This is a genomic window from Mangrovibacterium marinum, from assembly GCF_003046625.1.
GTDB classification, from domain to species: domain Bacteria; phylum Bacteroidota; class Bacteroidia; order Bacteroidales; family Prolixibacteraceae; genus Mangrovibacterium; species Mangrovibacterium marinum.
The window spans coordinates 1-18,681 of the sequence record NZ_QAAD01000011.1; the positions used below are offsets into that span (position 1 = coordinate 1).

The window sequence follows — 18,681 nt, forward strand, 5'->3', positions numbered from 1 at the left end:
CGTAAACACATCGATCCAATCTTCAACTGTGAATGTTAAAAAGTAAACGGCATTTTGATCGGTAATAAAATAGTTATCGGCAGACATTTTTAGCAACAATATATCGCAAAATACTCAGCAATACAATAGGTCTGCTAACGGGCGTTACAAACGCCCAACAGCGCCCCCCTCGTCACCGCTAAAGCTAAGACGAGGGGGAGGTGATGTCAGGACCTGCGGACGCTGACAGGGTGCTGAACTTGCAACTTCCCGGCGGCCAGCAAACCGAATCGGGACTAATTACTCACGCCGCCTGTTCTTGAGCTGGTGACTTTCGGTTCACCGACTCAATAAGGGGGCCAGAGTGCATAGGTCTCTGAGTACATAAGTGCGGGTGCAACTGGCGAGCTGGGACTGAAGGGGGCTCTGCTGGCCTTCGCGCTCCGAGCAACATTGCGGGGATGGTGGGGGGCTCTTGGAGCTATAAAGATTTTCGCCCCGCTGGGGCTAAGCACCAAACGGCTGCAACTGCAACCTACAGCTTCTTCAACCGCAAATAGCGCTTTCTTACTTCTACATTTCTTATTGATTATTCGATACCTTACATTTTAGGAAGCTGGGAAATTAAGTACATGAGTACCATAGTTCATGAGTGCATAAGTACGGGTGCAACCGGCGACTGAATACTGAACACTGCGACTGAATCGCCCCCACCTGCCCCTCATTTGAGCGAAGCGGGAACGAAGCTTCGCTAAAACGGCGGAAAATCGTCATAAAAACGCTGCCGGGTACCAAACTTCAAGAATTCAATGATTCCTTTGTCAATATGAATACCAAAACGGTATTGCCCGTGCTTTATTTTGAAGTATTTTCCACGGCTTTGAAGAGGCTCACAATGGCTTATATCACGGATTGTTTCGGCCTGCTCGCATTGGCGAATAACCCTTTTGATTAGTTTTTTGGCCGTTTCCTGTTTCACTCTTTTAATATCCTTCAGAAAGGAATTACGGAATTCGACAATCATTTCAAGGCTTTTAAGACTTCGTCTTTACTTACCTTTGGGGTTTTTCGGGCGACTTTCATAGCCTTTAGCATCGATATATTCTCGAGCTCTTCATCCGTGGCGATGGTTGCTTTTTCAACACCTTTTAAAAGACGAACAGCTTCCAATATCCGTTTGGCATTAATACCATCCTCGAGGTTTATAACAATTGTTTTCATATTCAGATTCGTTTACAACAAATTTACAAAAAAAACGAACAAAAACAGACGCATGGATGGAGGACTCAACCCCCGCTCTCTTGTTTTGAAAAAGCAATAGGTCATCAGCCTTAGCTCTCCGAGCAACATCGCAGGTATGGTGGGGGCTCCTGGATCTATAAAGATTTTCGCCCCGCTGGGGCTAAATAACCGACCGTCAATCCAATTCAGCAACACCGCAGTTCCTCAAGGCACGGCATAACCGTCCCGCTCTACTTGAAGAGAGGGATAAGAGGGAGAGTGAACCGCTGTCAGGACCTGCGGACGCTGACAGGGTGCTGAACTTGCAGCCTGAAAGGCTAACTCAATTCAGCCCGGGGCAAAGCGTAGCGTCACCCCGGGAAAACGACGCCCCACCTACCCCGCGATGTTGGGAAAAGCACCACGGATCCTTGAGCTGGTGACTTCCAGTTCACCGGCTCAATAAAGGGGACCAGAGTACATAGGTCCGTGAGTTCATAAGTACCGGCGCAACCGGCAAGGGTGACTGGACACTGATCACTACTCTCTGCATTCTCCCGAAGCAAGTCCGGGACAAGTTCTGCGGTTAAAACAAATATTTCGTATTTTTACTCAAAAATAGCTTAATATGGATATCCAAGCATTAAAATTGGACTTGGTTGCAAAAATCCTAAGTACCGAAAAAACGTCCGTCCTTTTGCAGATCGAAAAACTATTCGACAAAGAGCATGAGCAAGACTGGTGGGATAAGTTACCTAACGAAGTACAACAAGCGATCATGGAAGGCGTTGAAGATGTCTCTAATGGAAATACCTATTCGCACGAAGAGGTCGTACGTGAAGCCCAACGCAAATACGGTTTTTGAGATGGATGTTATCTGGTCAGCAAAAGCCCGAATTACGTACTTCAAGGTAATGGACTATCTACAGGAAAACTGGACTAAAAATGAAATGCGTCAGTTCTCCCAAAGAACCGAAATTGTTATCCGGGCACTGAAAAAAAATCCTGAAATTTTCAAACAATCCGAAAAACACACCAATATCCGCAGGGCTATCATCGACAAAAACAATTCACTTTTCTATCAAGTGGATGCAGTCAATCAAAAATTATATCTCCTCAGTTTCTTCGACAATCGGCAAAACCCGGAAAAACTTAACCTCGCATAACCTCCCCTCGTGTAGTTGATCAAAAGCAGCGCCAGCTCTTGAGCTGGTGACTTTCGGTTCACCGGCTCAATAAACGGTGCCAGAGTACATAGGTCCATGAGTTCATACGTTCATAAGTACGGGTGCAACGACGACTTCTTCAATCGTCAATGGTAAATCGTTAAATGGTAAATTATTGTTGGCTGCGACTGAATCCCCCATCAGGAGAGCTAGCGGGGACTTTTGTCATCCAAAATTATTATCAACAGTCTTCTTATTCTATTTTGACATATTGTCAATATTCCGTTTATTTGCACCACAGAAAACAATAGAACAATCCTAGCCCAACCGTTATATGGACTCCAGAGAATCAGAATTAAAGCTCATCTATCTTCTTTTCGACCTGTTCATCCTCAACTTTTCGATTATATTCATTGCCTGCTTACGATTCGGACTGCAGGCCGATCAGTTGAATGCCATCGGGAACTACTTTCTGCAGGGCAACCTGGCGTGGATGATCACCTATTTTGCCTTCTCGAAACGAAACTTGTACCTGCGCGACGGCTATTTCAACCGCGTGAAGCGAATTGCCAAACGAACAGTGTTCTTCCTGTTGATCACCAGCGTGCTGGGCTTTCTGATGATGCCCAAGTTTTATTCACGAAGCTTTTTGCTCGAATACACGGCGACCTTCCTGGTCTGCAAATTGATTTTTTATTATTTCCTGTACCTCTACTTACAGTATAAGCGCAAGATGGGACTGAACACCCAACGCGTGTTGATTGTCGGCTACAACAAGACCACGCAGCTGCTGCAGCAAATCGTGGATGGCAACCCCCTGATGGGCTACAAATTCTGTGGTTTTCTGACACGCAAGGCTCCCAAGTCGGACGATATTATTGGCCGCCCCGATGAACTGGCCATGCTGGTGGAAGCGATGAATATTCAGCTGGTTTTTATCGCTGTTTCGTTTACCAGCAGCGAAAACAACACCAAGGAATACCTGGACATCTGCAACCGCATGGGCATCCGGGTGCGCTTTATCCCCGACAACCAGCGTTGGTTTAAGTCCAGGATGAATATGGAATCGGTGGGCTCGCTGGCTGTTTTCAACCCACAGGAAATCCCCCTCGACGATATCGCTGCACGCATCAGCAAACGGGCTTTCGACATCCTTTTTTCGTCGTTCACCATTGTGTTTTTGCTCTCGTGGCTGCTGCCCATCATGACCATCATCATTAAGCTGAATTCGAAAGGACCGGTGTTTTTCGTCCAGAACCGCACGGGCATGAACAACCGCGATTTTCCATGCATCAAGTTCCGCAGTATGGCCCCCAACAAAAATGCCGACCAGATGCAGGCCACGAAAAACGACAACCGCGTGACATCGGTCGGACGGTTTATGCGCAAGACCAATATCGATGAGCTCCCGCAGTTTTTCAATGTCCTTTGGGGACAGATGTCGGTGGTGGGACCACGCCCCCACATGCTGAAACATACCAAGGAATATTCGGCACTGATTGATACTTACATGACCCGCCATTATGTGAAGCCGGGCATTACGGGCTGGGCACAGGTGAATGGCTACCGCGGCGAAACCGACGAGCTGTGGAAAATGGAAAAACGGGTAGCCTACGACCGCGAATATATGGAAAACTGGTCGCTATGGTGGGATGTTGTCATCATCTGGCAAACCGTCTTCAGTCCCAAAAGCCGGGAAAATGCCTTCTAAGGCGAGCCCCTTGAGCTGCTGACTCTCCGTTCTGCTGTCCTTGAGCTGGTGACTCCCAGTGGTGCTGCTCTTGAGCTGGTGACTCTCAGTTCACCGGCTCAATAACGGGGACCAAAGTACATAAGTACAAAGTTCATAAGTGCGAGTACAACCGGCGAGGGTGAATGATCACTGAACCCCTCCAGCCGTCATCCTGATGCAGATCAGGATCTGTTGCCAGGTGAATCGATTCCCATCAAATGAAACCGACAGCCTTCGCGCTCCGAGCAACATGGCGGGTGTGGTGGGGGCTCCATTTACCCCGGGTTCTGCTTTTCGCCTATCGGCGACACGCGCCACCCGGGGCTACAAAGGTGTCACCCCGCTGGGGTGCTGGGCGGAGCGATGCTCTTGAGCTGGTGACTCTCAGTTCACCGGCTCAATAAACAAGCCCGAGTGCATGGGTTCATAAGTTCATAAGTACCGGTGCAAACGGTGAGGGTGACTGATCACTGCGACTGAACACTGAATAACGCGACTTCTTCCAATCGTAAATGGTAAATCGTTCAATGGTAAATCATCACGGGCTGCGACCTCATCAATCCGGCAGTACAAACAGTCTGCATCTTTTTTTATACTTTTACCCAAAATACATACGATGGACTCGAAAGACATCCGCTGGAAGCAACGATTTGAAAACTACAAAAAAGCTTTAGCCACCCTGACCAAGGGTGTCCAACAGTATCACGACAGCGGCTTGTCGGAACTGGAAAAGCAAGGGCTGATACAAGGCTTTGAGTTTACCCATGAGCTAAGCTGGAAGGTCATGCAAGATTTTCTGAAAGAAAAAGGTGAAATCAACATCTACGGATCCAAAGACGCAACCCGTCTGGCTTTCAACCGCGGATTGTTAACCAATGGTGAGGCGTGGATGAATATGATTGCCGACCGAAACCTGAGCTCACATACTTATCAGGAAGAAATATCGGAACAGATCCTCCATCGTATTGTGTCCGTTTATTCCGATTTGTTTAGCTCTTTCGAAGATAAAATGAATGAACTATGCCTGATGGATTAAGCCAGCAGACCATTGACCGGTTAAGCCAGCTGTTTGCCCGCCACCGGCAAATAACCGAAGTAATCCTATACGGTTCCAGAGCAAAAGGAAACTTCTCGGAAGGCTCCGATATCGACCTGACCATCAAAGGTGAAAGTCTGGATTTTACACTACTCCAACAGCTTAACCGGGAAATCGACGACCTGCTGCTCCCCTGGATGGTCGACCTCTCCCTTTTTGAAAGTTTGAAGAACGAAGCACTGATCGACCACATCCAGCGGATGGGAATAAGCATTTACAGGAAACAACAGCCCTGATTCGGCAAGGAGCAAACTGGGTCGGGACTCACGACCTCTTCAAGCGTCAATGGCGCTTTCTTACTTCTACATTGATTATTCGATATTTTACATTTGATGAAGCACAAGCATTAAGTGCATGAGTACCATAGTTCATGAGTTCATAAGTGCAGGTGCAACCGGCGAGGATGACTGATCACTGCGACTGAACACTGAACACTGAACACTGCGACTTCTTCAATAGTAAATGGTAAATCGCTCAATCGTAAATCATCAACGGCTGCGTGCTCTTCACTGAGTCCAGCTGTCCAATAACCCGTAACCTACAAACATTGACCAATAAAGCTGCTTTTACGCTCAATAGTCAGTAATTAATGACTCGTAAGGTATATTCATCTTGTCATGAAGCTTTCGAATCATATTGATGCTAAGTTTTCGCTTTTTACTTAAAATTTCAGAAACCCTACTTTTATATCCAATAATCTCAGCTAAATCCCTTTTATTCATGTCCATCTGCTCCATTCGAAACAGAATGGCTTCAATAGGATCAGGTGCGTCAATAGCATAATGCTCCTCTTCATATTTTTCTATTAGAATTGATAGGACTTCTGCTTCATCACCCTCCGGAGAATCAACCGGTGCGTGGAAAATTTCGTCAAGTCTCTTTAATGCTTGATTATAATCGTCTTCTGTTTTTATTGCTTTAATATCCATCCTCTTTAAATTTTTGCCGCATCAATTTTGTCATATTCTTTATGTGTTCCAATAAACCGAATAAATACCCATTGTCTCTCATAATTTATATCTACAACCAGGCGGTATTTATTACCACAAATATTGAAAACAACACGTCCATTCTTTAAGATACTTGCTTTTGCATAGTCGTTTTTTATTTCATTAGGATTACTCCAAGTTGCTTTTGAAGCTTCTTGGTACCAAGTTTTTAGTTGTTGTTCACAATCAGTATATTTCTCCCAGAAATCACGAACTATCTTTTTCGCTATTACTCTCATTGCATGATTATATACTACAAAGATAAAAAAGTTACCGAATCGGGAACCACAATGGCATGATTTTTACGAACTTCTGCCAAAAACTGCTCCCCTTCGAACCGTCATTCGGATGCAGATCAGAATCTGCTCTTGAGCTGGTGACTTTCGGTTCACCGGCTCAATAAGGGGGGCCAGCGTATAGGTCCATGAGTACATAAGTGCGGGTGCAACCGGCGAGCTGGTGACTGAAGGGGGCTCTGCTGGCCTTCGCGCTCCGAGCAACATTGCGGGGATGGTGGGGGGCTCTTGGAGCTATAAAGATTTTCGCCCCGCTGGGACTAAATAACCGGCCGTCAATCCAACTGACTACCACCACAGTTCCTCAAGGCACTGAATAACCGTCCCGCTCTACTTGTAGAGAGGGATAAGAGGGAGAGTGAACCGCTGTCAGGATCTGCGGACGCTGACAGGGTGCTGAACTTGCAACTTCCCGGCGGCCAGCAAACCGAATCGGTACTAAAAACTCACGCCGCCTGTTCTTGAGCTGGTGACTCTCAGTTCACCGGCTCAATAAACAAGCCCGAGTGCATGAGTACATAAGTACCGGTGCAAACGGTGAGAGTGACTGATCACTGCGACTGAACACTGAATAACGCGACTTCTTCCAATCGTAAATGGTAAATCGTTCAATGGTAAATCATCACGGACTGCGACTTCTTCAATCCGGCAATCTGAAACGGCGACTGCGACTTCTCCTATTTGGCTTCTCTCAGCAAAAAGCCTTTGAAATCGTCGAAAGCCTTACTGCATGGCACCGAAAGCTTCTCGCCTTTCATGAACTCAGCCAGTTTTTCGGGCAGCGGCACGTTCCCCTGCCCGATGATCGCCTCAACGGTTTCGGTAAATTTTGCCGGATGCGCGGTTTCCAGGAATACGCCCATTTCACCAGCTACCAAATCAGTAGATAAAGCTTTATAAGCGCAAGCTCCGTGCGGATCAAGCAAGTAATTGTATTCTTTATAAACCTGCAACAGCACTTCTTTAATCTGCTCATCGCTGTAACGGAAGCCTTTCATCACCGACGAGATTTTCGCGTGTGAGTGTCCGTACAGATCCAGGATCCGCGCAAAGTTACTGGGGTCGCCCACATCCATGGCATTGGCAATGGTTGACACCGAGGGACGCGGCTCGTACTGCCCGCTTTGCAGGTATTTGTAGACGATATCGTTCTCGTTGTTGGCTGCGATAAAACGCTTGATTGGCAAGCCCATCTGCTGGGCAAACAAGCCGGCGGTCAGGTTTCCGAAGTTTCCGCTGGGCACGGCCACCACCAGCTCGTCCTGCAAGCCTTGTTCTTTCAAACGTGCGTAGGCATTGAAATAATAGAATGCCTGTGGAAGAAAGCGCGCCACATTGATGGAGTTGGCCGATGTAAGTGTCAGCTTGCTTTTCAGCTCCTCATCCAGAAAGGCTGTTTTCACCAGACGCTGACAGTCGTCGAAGGTACCATCCACCTCGATGGAGGTGATATTCTGTCCCAGTGTTGTGAACTGCTTCTCCTGAATCTCGCTCACCAGTCCTTTCGGATACAAAACGTAAACATGAATGCCGTCGACACCCAGGAACCCATTGGCAACAGCGCTGCCCGTATCGCCCGAGGTAGCCACCAGCACATTTACCTGCTTGCGGTTATTTTTTTGCTTCAGGAAGTAACCCAGCAGGCGAGCCATAAAGCGGCCGCCAACATCTTTAAAAGCCAGGGTTGGTCCGTGAAACAACTCCAGCGAGTAGATCTTGTCGTGCACCGGCACCACCGGACAGTCAAACTGCAAGGTATCGAACACCAATTGTTTTAGATCGGCCTCGGGAATATCTTCGCCGAAGAAAGCTTTGGCTACTTCGAAAGAGATCTCCTGAAACGACAACTGCTCGATGGTTTCAAAAAATGAGGCCGGAAGCGGGTTGATATGATCCGGCATGAACAGGCCTTTGTCATCGGCCAGGCCTTTGGTTACTGCTTCCTGCAAGGAAACCTCCGGCACAGATTTATTGGTACTGTAGTACTGCATGTTAAAATTTCAAGTTCTAAATTTCAAATTCCAAAAGCTGAAGCTGAGTCTTCAATTCACTAACCTAGTCACCCCTTTAGGGGCCGGGGGTTTTAGCAACTATTAGCTAAATAATCTTCAACGGTTTCGACACCAGCATAATCAATTATCACTTAAAAGCGCTTCCATAAACTCACGGCCGTGAATCAGGCCATAGCTTCCACTGGTAACCGCAAATTCGTCGTACACCTGCACGGCATCGGCCTGCTGACCCGGTTTATAAATAATGAAAGGCACCGGATCTTTAGTGTGAACCGTTGTGGCGCAGGGGGTCGGATGATCGGGCAACACGGCGATTGTCACCGGCTCGTCCATTTTGGCTGTTTCCGCAACCAAAAATTTCACCACCCGATGGTCGAGATATTCAATGGTTTTGGTTTTCAGTTCCACATCCCCTTCGTGGCCGGCTTCGTCGCTGGCTTCGATGTGCAGATACACCAGGTCGCATTCTTTCAGGGCGTCGATCGTTGCCTGCGCCTTACCTTCGTAATTGGTATCGTACAAACCCGTCGCACCTTCTACCTGAATGACCTTCATCCCGGCGTAAACACCGATTCCCTGAATCAGGTCGACCGCCGAGATCACGGCCGATTTTTCCACGCCGAACATCTCTTTCAAGGTGGGCATAGCTGGTTTGTAGCCCGGCGACCAGGGCCAGATGCTGTTGGCCATATCCTTACCGGCGGCTTGTCGCTTTTGGTTAACCGGATGCGCGGCCAGCAGATCCATTGATTTATGGATCAAATCATTCAACAAGCTTGCTGTTTCATCAGCCTCGGCTTCTTTCGCCGCGATCAGATAATCCTTCCAGGGTTTTCCGGGAACATCGTGCGGCGGCGTACAAGCCAGTTGCTTCTTACCGCCTTTAATCACCAACAGGTGGCGGTACGAAACCCCTTTGTGGAAAATCACGCGCTCGCTGCCCAGCTTTTCATTCAGAAAATCGATCAGCTCGTGTGCTTCCTCATTCGAGATGTGCCCGGCCGAGTGGTTTTTGATATTCCCATTAGCCAGGCAAATCAGGTTGCAACGAAGCGCCAGGTCGCCCGGCTCGAGCACAACGCCCATACTGGCAGCCTCGAGGGTACCGCGTCCTTCGAACACCTTGGCCACATCGTAGCCCAACACCGACATATTGGCTATTTCGCTTCCCGGGTGCATCCCCTCGGGCACCGTTTGCAACAATCCTGCCCGTCCCAACTTGGCCAACCGATCAATCTCGGGTATGTTGGCCATCTGCAAGGGAGTTTTTCCGCCGTAATTTTCCAATGGCTCATCAGCCATGCCGTCTCCTAAAACGATTATATATTTCATCTTTAAAATCCCAATTATTTAAATTTCATACTCCAAATAGTCTTGAGTCCTGAAACTGAACCACCAGCTACCGCACTTTCCGACTCACGACTCACGTCTCATGACTCACGACTCACGACTCCCCTATATATTCGATACCCGAATGATGTCGGCAAAAACACCTGCCGCGGTTACGGCTGCTCCGGCGCCATAGCCCTTGATGATCATCGGGAATTCGTTATACCGTTCGCTGGTAAACATCACCAGGTTGTTACTTCCCTGCAAGTCGTAGAAGGGATGGCCCTGCTCCACTTCCTGCAAGCCCACTTCCGACTGGCCATTTTCGTATTTGGCAACAAAGCGCCAGCATTTCTTTTCGGCCTCCAGCCGCTGACGCCGTTGTTCAAAGTCGGCATCCACCTGCGAAATGTTAGCCCAAAAGTCGTCGATCGATCCGTCGAAGTACGCATCGGGGATAAACTTGTTGATGAGCACATCCTCTTTTTCGATTTTGTAGCCCGACTCGCGAACCAAAATCAACAGCTTACGAACCACATCGATCCCACTCAGGTCGATGCGCGGATCGGGTTCGGAGTAACCTTCCTCCTTGGCCAGCTGAATGGTCTTGCTCAACGGAACATCGGCCGATATGGTGTTGAAAATATAGTTCAGCGTACCGGAAAGTACCGCCTCAATCTTCAGGATCTTGTCGCCCGAGTTCACCAAATCGTTCAGGGTGTTGATGATTGGCAAACCGGCGCCCACGTTGGTCTCAAACAAAAATTTGACACCTTTTGTTTTGGCGATGCTTTTCAGCTTTCTATAGTTATCATAGTCCGACGAAGCGGCCACCTTATTGGCCGTCACGATCGAGACGTTGGCATTCAAAAGGTCGGCATAAACCGTTGGTGATTCGTTAGAGGCGGTACAATCCACAAAGACCGAGTTGAAAATATTCATCTCGATGATGGCATCCTTATACGCCTTCAGCCCCGAAGCTTGTCCTTCGGCATCCAAACGGTCGCGGAAGCCGTCGATAGCAATTCCTTCGCGGTCGAGCAACATCTTGCGCGAGTTGGCAACGCCCACTAGCTTGATTTTCAGACGCTTTTCTTTCAGCAGCTTTTCCTGTTGTTGCTGAATTTGGGTCAGCAGGTTACCGCCAACCAGCCCCATGCCCAACAGGAAGACATTCACCTCCATATTTTCGGACAGGAAGAAGGACTCGTGCACCACGTTGAGGGTTTTGCGCAGATCGCTGTTTTTCACCACCCACGAAATGTTCAACTCCGAAGCTCCCTGAGCGATGGCCATGATGTTCACCCCGTTTTTACCGATGGTGTTGAAAAGCTTTCCGGCAATACCGGTTGAATGTTTCATATTTTCGCCAACAATGGCAACGATCGACAGCTCGTTTTCAACCTCCACCTTATTGATCCGGCCATTCATGATCTCGCGCTCAAACTCGGAGCGGATGGCCTGTTCGGCAGCATCGGCTTTTCCGGTGTCAACAGCGATGGAGATGGAGTTTTCGGATGAAGCCTGCGAGATGAGGATAACATTAATATTTTGCAGTGCCAGCGCACTGAACAAACGCATGGAGATGCCCGTAACGCCCACCATACCGAGCCCCTGAACCGTAATAAGGCTGATATTGGAGATCGACGAAATCCCTTTAATGGGACGGTCTTTGGCGTTGGCCTGGCTGCTGGTAATCAGAGAGCCCGGGGCCTGTGGGTTCAGCGTATTTTTGATGTAGGTGGGAATTCCTTTTTTATATACCGGCAAAATGGTGGGCGGATAAATCACCTTGGCGCCAAAGTGCGACAACTCCATTGCCTCGGCATAACTCAGCGACTCAATCACATAAGCCTTACTGATTACCCGCGGGTCGGCAGTCATAAAGCCGTCCACATCGGTCCAGATCTCCAACACCGAAGCATCCAGCGCGGCCGCATAAATCGCAGCGGTATAGTCCGAGCCGCCACGGCCAAGGGTTGTATACTCTCCTTCGGCGTTGCTGGCAACAAAGCCCGGTGCAATGCAAATCCCCTTAAACTCGCCCAGAGCTGCCTTCACCAGGGTGTTGGTGAGGCTGAAGTTCACCTGTGCCTTGCCAAAAGCACTGTCGGTTTTAATCAGCTTGGACGAATCCACCCAACTGGCGTCATCGATAAACTCGCTGATGATATACGAAGAAAGACGCTCGCCAAAGCCACCGATCTTATCCAGGGTTTTGTCGGTCAGCTCACCAATCATGGAAACGCCCACAATCACGCGTTCCAGCTCGTCCAACAGCTGGCTGACCTGTTCCTTCACGGCTTCTTTTCGTTCTCCGTCGAACAACTGATCGACCACCGCCTCGTGACGTTCGCGAATCATCGTGAGTTCCGTGTTGAAATAGTCCGTTCCGAGGATGGCCATTTTTGCGGCGTTCAATATTTTGTCAGTAATCCCGCCCAAGGCTGAAACAACCACGATAGCATCATCGTCCTGACTTTTTACGATCTCCTTTACCTTTCGGATATTCCCGGCACTTCCCACTGAAGTACCGCCAAATTTCAACACTTTCATTTTTTATGAATCAATTAGTTAGACTTATTCAAAAATTAACCGTTTCCGGATAACAATCCGCCCGCGTTTCCGGTATTCTGAATAGTTATACCGATTAGCAATTGAAACCACCCGATAAACCGAGGTCGTTTTTACTGGTTTTCAAACAGCTACCGGCATTATACCAAAATGTTTTAATGTGCAAACTAACCTCTCAAGAAGGTATAATTTCACCGTTTCGCTTAAGGCTCGCTCTGGAAAACAATTGGTATTATTTCTTCAGCTTAATCGCCTGAACTTAATCAGTTTTTTCGATACGCGGCAAAAATATGCTTATTTATTATTACTTTCTAATTATTGCTTACAAAATTCAAGCAACCAACCGACTGTTAACATCAAATTGAAAGACGACCGGATTACCGGATGTTCAGATACGCGGATATTCGGACAGATGAACTTACAACCGGAATTGAGTAACCAATGTATCAGCACTCCTCTCAGATTCTGTCTGGTTACTGGTTACTGGTTACTGGTTGCTGGTTACTGGTTACTGGTTGCTGGTTACTGGTTTTCCTTCGCGTTCCGGCAAAAAAAATCCGGATGAAGCAGTACCCCATCCGGATTTCACTGCATCACGCAATAAAGCTAACCCATGGTCGTCGCGCCCACGGTTACCGCCTCAACAATCTTAGCTTCCAGCTCTTGCGCCAGCTCAACATTATCTTTCAGGAGGTTGCGAACCGACTCGCGCCCCTGCCCCAGCCTGGTTTCGCCATAGCTAAACCACGAACCGCTCTTTTTAATCACGTTGTAGTTCACACCCAGGTCGATGATTTCGCCGGTTTTGGAAATTCCTTCGCCATACATGATATCGAACTCGGCCTTGCGGAATGGCGGCGCAACTTTGTTTTTCACCACTTTCACACGAACGTTGTTCCCCATCACCTCGTCGCCATCCTTAATCTGACCAATACGACGGATATCCAGACGCACTGAAGCGTAAAACTTCAGGGCATTACCACCGGTTGTAGTTTCGGGGTTTCCGAACATCACACCGATTTTTTCGCGTAACTGGTTAATAAAGATACAGCAGGTTTTGGTTTTATTGATGTTGGCCGTAAGCTTACGCAAAGCCTGTGACATCAAACGAGCCTGCAAGCCCATTTTAGAGTCACCCATGTCGCCTTCAATCTCGGCTTTGGGTGTCAAAGCAGCTACCGAGTCAATTACAACAATATCAATGGCTCCCGAGCGAATCAGGTTGTCGGCAATTTCCAGGGCTTGCTCCCCGTTGTCGGGCTGCGAGATCAGCAGCTCATCCGTATCGACCCCCAACTTGCGGGCATAAAACGGGTCGAAGGCATGTTCAGCATCGATGATGGCGGCAATACCTCCGGCTTTCTGAGCCTCGGCAATGGCATGAATGGCCAGGGTTGTTTTACCCGACGACTCGGGCCCGTAAATCTCGATGATACGGCCTTTGGGGAAACCACCAATCCCCAGGGCAATATCCAGGCCGATAGACCCTGAAGGGATCGCCGGAACATCTTCGGCCACGCGGTCGCCCATCTTCATGATTGCGCCTTTGCCGTAACTCTTTTCTATTTTATCCATGGTCAGCTGAAGCGCCTTCAGCTTTTCCTTGTTCACGTTATTTTGTTCTTCTTTTGCCATCGTTATTTATTATCTAAAGCGGTGCTTATTTGATTTGTATGATCTTTGGTTTTCACTTTACTAAACAGTTCGACAACAACTCCGTTCTCGTCAATCACATAGGTGGTTCGCAACACCCCCATATATTCCTTTCCGTACAATTTTTTCAATCCCCAGGCGCCATAAGCCTCCAGGATCTCGTGCTCGGGATCGGAAATCAGGTTAAATTGAAAGCCATATTTATCGGCAAACTTTTTATGCGATGCCACGCTGTCCGGACTAACCCCGACTACTTCGTAGCCCTGCTTCAGCCAGTAATCGTAATTATCGCTTAAGTTGCAGGACTCGGCCGTACAACCCGGTGTGTTATCTTTGGGATAAAAGTACAAAATCAATTTCTTTCCCTTAAAATCATCGGATGAAATCAATTCTTCGTTCTGATTCAGACCTTTAAAATAGGGCGCCTGAGCTCCTTTTTCCAGTAAAGCCATTCGTTTTTCCGATTTATAGATTAGACAAATATACTTGATTAATTTCGAAATGCCGGAGGCTTCTGTCAATAATATCGAATATGCTTCAGCCCGAGTCGTTTCAAAGTCCCCCGCAGTTTGAGTTCCGGACTGGTGGACTTGAAGAAGTCGCAGTCACTGTCGCAGTCGCAGTCACTGTCACAGATTGCCGGACATACAAACTTCGGAGCCGGACTCACGACTCACGACTCACGACTAAGAGCTCCCGACTAAGAGCTCCCGACGTTTCACCAAACAAGTTTTGGAGCGAATGGTTGAACGATGCTTGAAAATATCAATCAATAATTAAATCGACCGCACAGACGATGCGTCCTCCTGCCAGCTGGAACATTTTTTGTAGTTTTAGGCTCGGCAAACATCTATTTTTATGCAATTGATAACAACAAAAATCAAACAACACCGAACACGCCTGATCCTAAGCTGCTGTATCTGTTTCACTTTAATTGGTCCGCTGGCAGCGCAGGATGACCCCGAGATGCAGGCCAGGCAGTTCTTCTCGAACCAGCAATATGCCGAGGCTCTTCCGGTTTTTGAAGACCTGGTGCGCCTCTATCCGGACGATCCGGAAATCAACTATTACTATGCTGCCTCGTTGATTGAAACGCAGCAGTTTTCCGAGCGCGCGGCCGAGGCCCTGCTAAAAAGCGGCAACTTCCTGAAAAGTCAGTGGTACCTGGCACAGTACTACCATGCCCAATCGGACTGGGAGAAGGCACTGGCTGCCTACCAACAGTTCCGGGATCAAGCCTCCGCCAAAATACTGAAGTCGGTGCCGCTGGATGAAATGATCGAACTATGCCATCAACAAATGAATCCTTTTGCCGAAGCAGCAACGGCTACAACTTCAGCCCCGGACTCGATCCTGGGTACCGAAGCGACAGTTGATACGATTCCGCCCGCAGATAGCCTTCAACAAGCAAAAGCTGGTATTTTAATACCGGAAATAGCGGAGCTTCCAACCCGGGAGGCAACTCCCGACTATGCCGACAGCATCATTAACTTTCCGGTGAATGCACAAATCAGCTATCTGAAAATCGACCAATTCCAGACTACTGAGGGAAGGACAGCTTTCCTCGATGCTTGTGCAATGGAAGCCCGACTGGATTCGCTGCTGCAAAAAAGTGCATCTCTGCGCAGTCAATACGAGCTGGCCGACCTGCAGCATAAAGAGCAACTGGCCGGCGCCATTTTAACCATTGAGCAGGAAAGCTACCGGCTGAACAGCGCGATTGCGCAACAACAGCAACTGGCCAACCAGGCCGAGAGCAATTATTGGGCAACGGCAGACCAGGCCGAAATCCTGCAGTTTTGCAGCCGCCATCAACAGCTGAAGGACAGCCTGGCAAAAGCACAGCAAGCACCGATTGTAGAAACCATCACCGAGGAAGAAGCACCGGTGATCATTGTTGCTGCAAGCGACTCACTGGCCTTAGACAGTTTACAAAGCCCTCAGGCAGCTCCCCTCGACCAGATTCTATATAAAATACAGATTGGAGCTTACCGCAATACGCCGCCCGAATGGGTGCAACGGCTATTTAAAAAATTATCGGTTCTGCGCCGCATCGACCAATACACCGACGATCAAGGTGTAACAGTTTATACCGTGGGTGAATTAAAAACATACCAGGATGCCCAACAAATGCTAAAACAAATTAAATTAGAGGGCGTAAACAATGCTACAATAGCAGCTTACAAGAACAACGAACGAATCCCGGTCAGCGAAGCCCGAAAATTAGAATAAACCCATGAGTTCAAAGGAAAACATTCAACACAAACCGGTACAGGATCAGGAAGTCAACAGCCAAAACAATCGGTTGCTCGTTCTTCATAACGACGATTATCATTCCTTCGACTATGTTATTGAAGCGCTCATGGCCGTTTGCGAACACGAACACGAGCAAGCCATTCAATGCACTTTGTTAACACATTACAAGGGCCAATGTGATGTTAAAAAAGGAAGTTTTACTTACCTTAGACCGATGAAACAAGCTTTAATGGACAAAGACCTGAAAGCGACTATTGACTAATCATCCTGAATATGACCATACTAATCATTCTGTTTCTCATTTTCCTGGGCATCGTATTGCTGCTGCTCGAATTTGCCGTTGTTCCCGGAATAACCATTGCCGGCATTGGCGGCGTACTACTTCTGGGAGCCAGTATCTACCTGGCCTTCGACAGCTACGGCGTTGTTGCCGGCATCATTACCACGGCCTTTGTGCTAATTGTGTCGCCCATCCTGGTGATCCGTTTTTTCAAAAGCCGAGCCGGTAAAAAGATGGTGCTCGAGTCGGAAATATCCGGTCGTGTTGATCAGATTGACGAAAGCAGCATTCATCCGGGCGACGAAGGCATAACCATCGGGCGCCTGGCTCCAACGGGCAAAGTGCGGATCAACAACCAAACAATGGAAGGCAAAGCCATTGTTGGCTTTATCGATCAGCAAGTCCCTGTACGGGTTGTCGAAGTTTTAAAAACGCAAGTTATTGTAGAACCTATAAATTAATCAACATGGATTACTTTGGAACATTTGGTTTGGTGGCAGGTATTTTCATCCTGCTCATTATCATCTTATATTTTATTCCTGTAGGCCTTTGGTTTTCGGCCTTGGTTTCGGGTGTGCGCATCTCGCTCATCCAGTTATTTCTGATGCGCTTTCGGAAAGTGCCGCCGGCCGTTATCGTTCGTGCGTTAATTGAAGGAACCAAAGCCGGTATTAAACTGGATCGCGATAAGCTGGAAGCCCACTACCTGGCCGGTGGTAAGGTCGATATGGTGGTGCACGCACTGGTTTCGGCCGAAAAGGCCAATATCGACCTTCCCTTCAATATGGCTACGGCAATCGACCTGGCCGGACGCGATGTATTCGAGGCGGTACAAATGTCGGTAAACCCCAAGGTGATTGACACGCCTCCGGTAGCTGCGGTTGCCAAAGACGGTATTCAGCTGATCGCCAAAGCACGGGTGACGGTCCGTGCCAACATTAAACAACTAGTTGGTGGTGCCGGCGAAGAAACCATCCTGGCGCGTGTGGGCGAAGGTATTGTTTCGTCAATCGGTTCGTCGCACACCCACAAATCGGTGCTGGAAAACCCCGATTCTATCTCGAAACTGGTGCTAAATAAAGGGCTGGACGCCGGAACGGCATTCGAGATCCTGTCGATCGATATCGCCGACATCGACATTGGTAAAAACATTGGTGCCGGACTGCAAATCGACCAGGCCGAAGCCGATAAAAACATTGCACAAGCCAAAGCCGAGGAACGCCGAGCGATGGCTGTTGCCCTGGAACAAGAAATGCGCGCCAAGGCACAAGAGGCCCGCGCAAAAGTGATCGAGGCCGAAGCCCAGATTCCCCTGGCCATCTCGGAAGCTTTCCGAAGCGGCAACCTGGGAATTATGGACTATATGAAATACAAAAATATTGACGCCGATACCCAGATGCGTTCATCGATTGCCGGTGAAGATCAAAGCAAATCAAAAGAATAAACCGAAAAGGCTGTCCGACACACAATCGGACAGCCTTCATTTTTATTTGCAGTTCTTTTCCTTGCACTTCAGTGCCCGTTTCTTCGCTTCATCTTTTGATCGAGCGGAATTTTGCCCTACCAAACGGGCTTTCGTTTTTCAGTAGTGACTTTAGCCATTTAATACCGATTAGCAATTGAATTGAGCCTTAAATCCGGAACACACTTCAAGCCGCTTTACATTGTCTATCGGCATTTACCATTGAAAATTCAGCGTTTCCCTCAAGGCTCATGCTGAAAAACAATTGGTATAATTTGGGTAGCACGAAAGCCGTTAAGTGACTTATCCCGTCCCGTAAGAGCCGAAATTTTACGCACTGATAGCATTTTTCGCCCCACTCCCTCCGGGATTGCACGAAGCTTCCGGTTCTCTCGTCACCAGCGATAAAAAGTAGGCCGAAATCGCTTCGGGCAAGTTTGGGAAGACGCCCTGACAACTTCTGACAACCGAATTGCCGAGCCCCCTCGACTTTCAACCCTGTTCAAGATTCCCTCGGAACCAGGAGAGCTCTGTATTGCGTTTTTTTTCGATCTAAAAAAATCCAGCAATATGCTGCAAAACACATTTCTTAATATTGGCTTAACAGTTGTTTGTGTTTTTCAGCATATCTTTGTC

Annotated in this window: 17 protein-coding genes; 8 read left to right on the forward strand and 9 right to left on the reverse strand. The window is 48.1% G+C overall.

Annotated elements, in window-relative coordinates; translation table 11 throughout:
* Window positions 1-730 precede the first annotated feature (730 nt).
* Together C8N47_RS11425 and C8N47_RS11430 are read right to left on the reverse strand one after the other, a co-directional pair.
* On the reverse strand, window positions 731-1,003 hold the full coding sequence (locus tag C8N47_RS11425; protein ID WP_107822698.1) for a type II toxin-antitoxin system RelE family toxin: 273 nt from the start codon (window positions 1,001-1,003) through the stop codon (window positions 731-733).
* Window positions 1,000-1,200, reverse strand: coding sequence for a hypothetical protein (locus C8N47_RS11430; RefSeq protein WP_107822699.1), 201 nt, complete (start codon window positions 1,198-1,200; stop codon window positions 1,000-1,002). Before C8N47_RS11430 ends, C8N47_RS11425 begins: the two co-directional genes overlap by 4 nt.
* Window positions 1,201-1,828: 628 nt before the next feature.
* Between C8N47_RS11430 and C8N47_RS11435 the strand changes: the two genes are divergently transcribed.
* The 4 genes from C8N47_RS11435 (at window position 1,829) to C8N47_RS11455 (ending at window position 5,430) form a co-directional block, all read left to right on the forward strand.
* A complete protein-coding gene (locus C8N47_RS11435; protein WP_107822700.1) occupies window positions 1,829-2,065 on the forward strand; it encodes a hypothetical protein in 237 nt (78 codons plus the stop codon).
* Between the two features lie 635 nt (window positions 2,066-2,700).
* A complete protein-coding gene (locus C8N47_RS11445; RefSeq protein ID WP_107822702.1) occupies window positions 2,701-4,077 on the forward strand; it encodes an undecaprenyl-phosphate glucose phosphotransferase in 1,377 nt (458 codons plus the stop codon).
* Between the two features lie 637 nt (window positions 4,078-4,714).
* Window positions 4,715-5,134, forward strand: a complete 420-nt coding sequence (locus C8N47_RS11450; protein WP_107822703.1) for a nucleotidyltransferase substrate binding protein — start codon at window positions 4,715-4,717, stop codon at window positions 5,132-5,134.
* Window positions 5,119-5,430, forward strand: coding sequence for a nucleotidyltransferase domain-containing protein (locus C8N47_RS11455; RefSeq protein WP_107822704.1), 312 nt, complete (start codon window positions 5,119-5,121; stop codon window positions 5,428-5,430). Before C8N47_RS11450 ends, C8N47_RS11455 begins: the two co-directional genes overlap by 16 nt.
* Window positions 5,431-5,766: 336 nt before the next feature.
* Here the strand turns inward: C8N47_RS11455 and C8N47_RS11460 are convergent, their stop codons facing one another.
* From C8N47_RS11460 to bcp, 7 genes are all read right to left on the reverse strand, one after another.
* Window positions 5,767-6,123: a helix-turn-helix domain-containing protein gene (locus C8N47_RS11460; RefSeq protein ID WP_107822705.1), complete on the reverse strand. Its 357-nt coding sequence runs from the start codon at window positions 6,121-6,123 to the stop codon at window positions 5,767-5,769.
* 5 nt (window positions 6,124-6,128) lie between these two features.
* Window positions 6,129-6,422, reverse strand: coding sequence for a type II toxin-antitoxin system HigB family toxin (locus C8N47_RS11465; protein WP_107822706.1), 294 nt, complete (start codon window positions 6,420-6,422; stop codon window positions 6,129-6,131).
* Window positions 6,423-7,156: 734 nt separating this feature from the next.
* Window positions 7,157-8,470 carry a threonine synthase gene (gene thrC, locus C8N47_RS11470; RefSeq protein WP_107822707.1) on the reverse strand — a complete coding sequence of 438 codons (1,314 nt, stop codon included), beginning with the start codon at window positions 8,468-8,470 and terminating at the stop codon, window positions 7,157-7,159.
* A gap of 141 nt (window positions 8,471-8,611) precedes the next feature.
* Window positions 8,612-9,823, reverse strand: coding sequence for a cofactor-independent phosphoglycerate mutase (locus tag C8N47_RS11475; protein WP_107822708.1), 1,212 nt, complete (start codon window positions 9,821-9,823; stop codon window positions 8,612-8,614).
* A 123-nt stretch (window positions 9,824-9,946) separates the two neighbouring features.
* Entirely contained in the window at window positions 9,947-12,376 is a 2,430-nt protein-coding gene (thrA, locus tag C8N47_RS11480; protein WP_107822709.1) for a bifunctional aspartate kinase/homoserine dehydrogenase I, read from the reverse strand.
* 624 nt (window positions 12,377-13,000) lie between these two features.
* On the reverse strand, window positions 13,001-14,029 hold the full coding sequence (gene recA / locus C8N47_RS11485; RefSeq protein WP_107822710.1) for a recombinase RecA: 1,029 nt from the start codon (window positions 14,027-14,029) through the stop codon (window positions 13,001-13,003).
* Between the two features lie 2 nt (window positions 14,030-14,031).
* Window positions 14,032-14,499, reverse strand: a complete 468-nt coding sequence (gene bcp / locus C8N47_RS11490; RefSeq protein ID WP_107822819.1) for a thioredoxin-dependent thiol peroxidase — start codon at window positions 14,497-14,499, stop codon at window positions 14,032-14,034.
* Window positions 14,500-14,905: 406 nt separating this feature from the next.
* Between bcp and C8N47_RS11495 the strand changes: the two genes are divergently transcribed.
* From C8N47_RS11495 to floA, 4 genes are read left to right on the forward strand one after another with little or no spacing between them, the layout of a single operon-like run.
* Window positions 14,906-16,279, forward strand: a complete 1,374-nt coding sequence (locus tag C8N47_RS11495; protein WP_107822711.1) for a tetratricopeptide repeat protein — start codon at window positions 14,906-14,908, stop codon at window positions 16,277-16,279.
* Window positions 16,280-16,283: 4 nt separating this feature from the next.
* Window positions 16,284-16,565, forward strand: coding sequence for an ATP-dependent Clp protease adaptor ClpS (locus C8N47_RS11500; protein ID WP_107822712.1), 282 nt, complete (start codon window positions 16,284-16,286; stop codon window positions 16,563-16,565).
* A gap of 11 nt (window positions 16,566-16,576) precedes the next feature.
* Window positions 16,577-17,044, forward strand: a complete 468-nt coding sequence (locus tag C8N47_RS11505; protein WP_107822713.1) for an NfeD family protein — start codon at window positions 16,577-16,579, stop codon at window positions 17,042-17,044.
* 5 nt (window positions 17,045-17,049) lie between these two features.
* Window positions 17,050-18,027, forward strand: coding sequence for a flotillin-like protein FloA (gene floA, locus C8N47_RS11510; RefSeq protein ID WP_107822714.1), 978 nt, complete (start codon window positions 17,050-17,052; stop codon window positions 18,025-18,027).
* Window positions 18,028-18,681 lie beyond the last annotated feature (654 nt).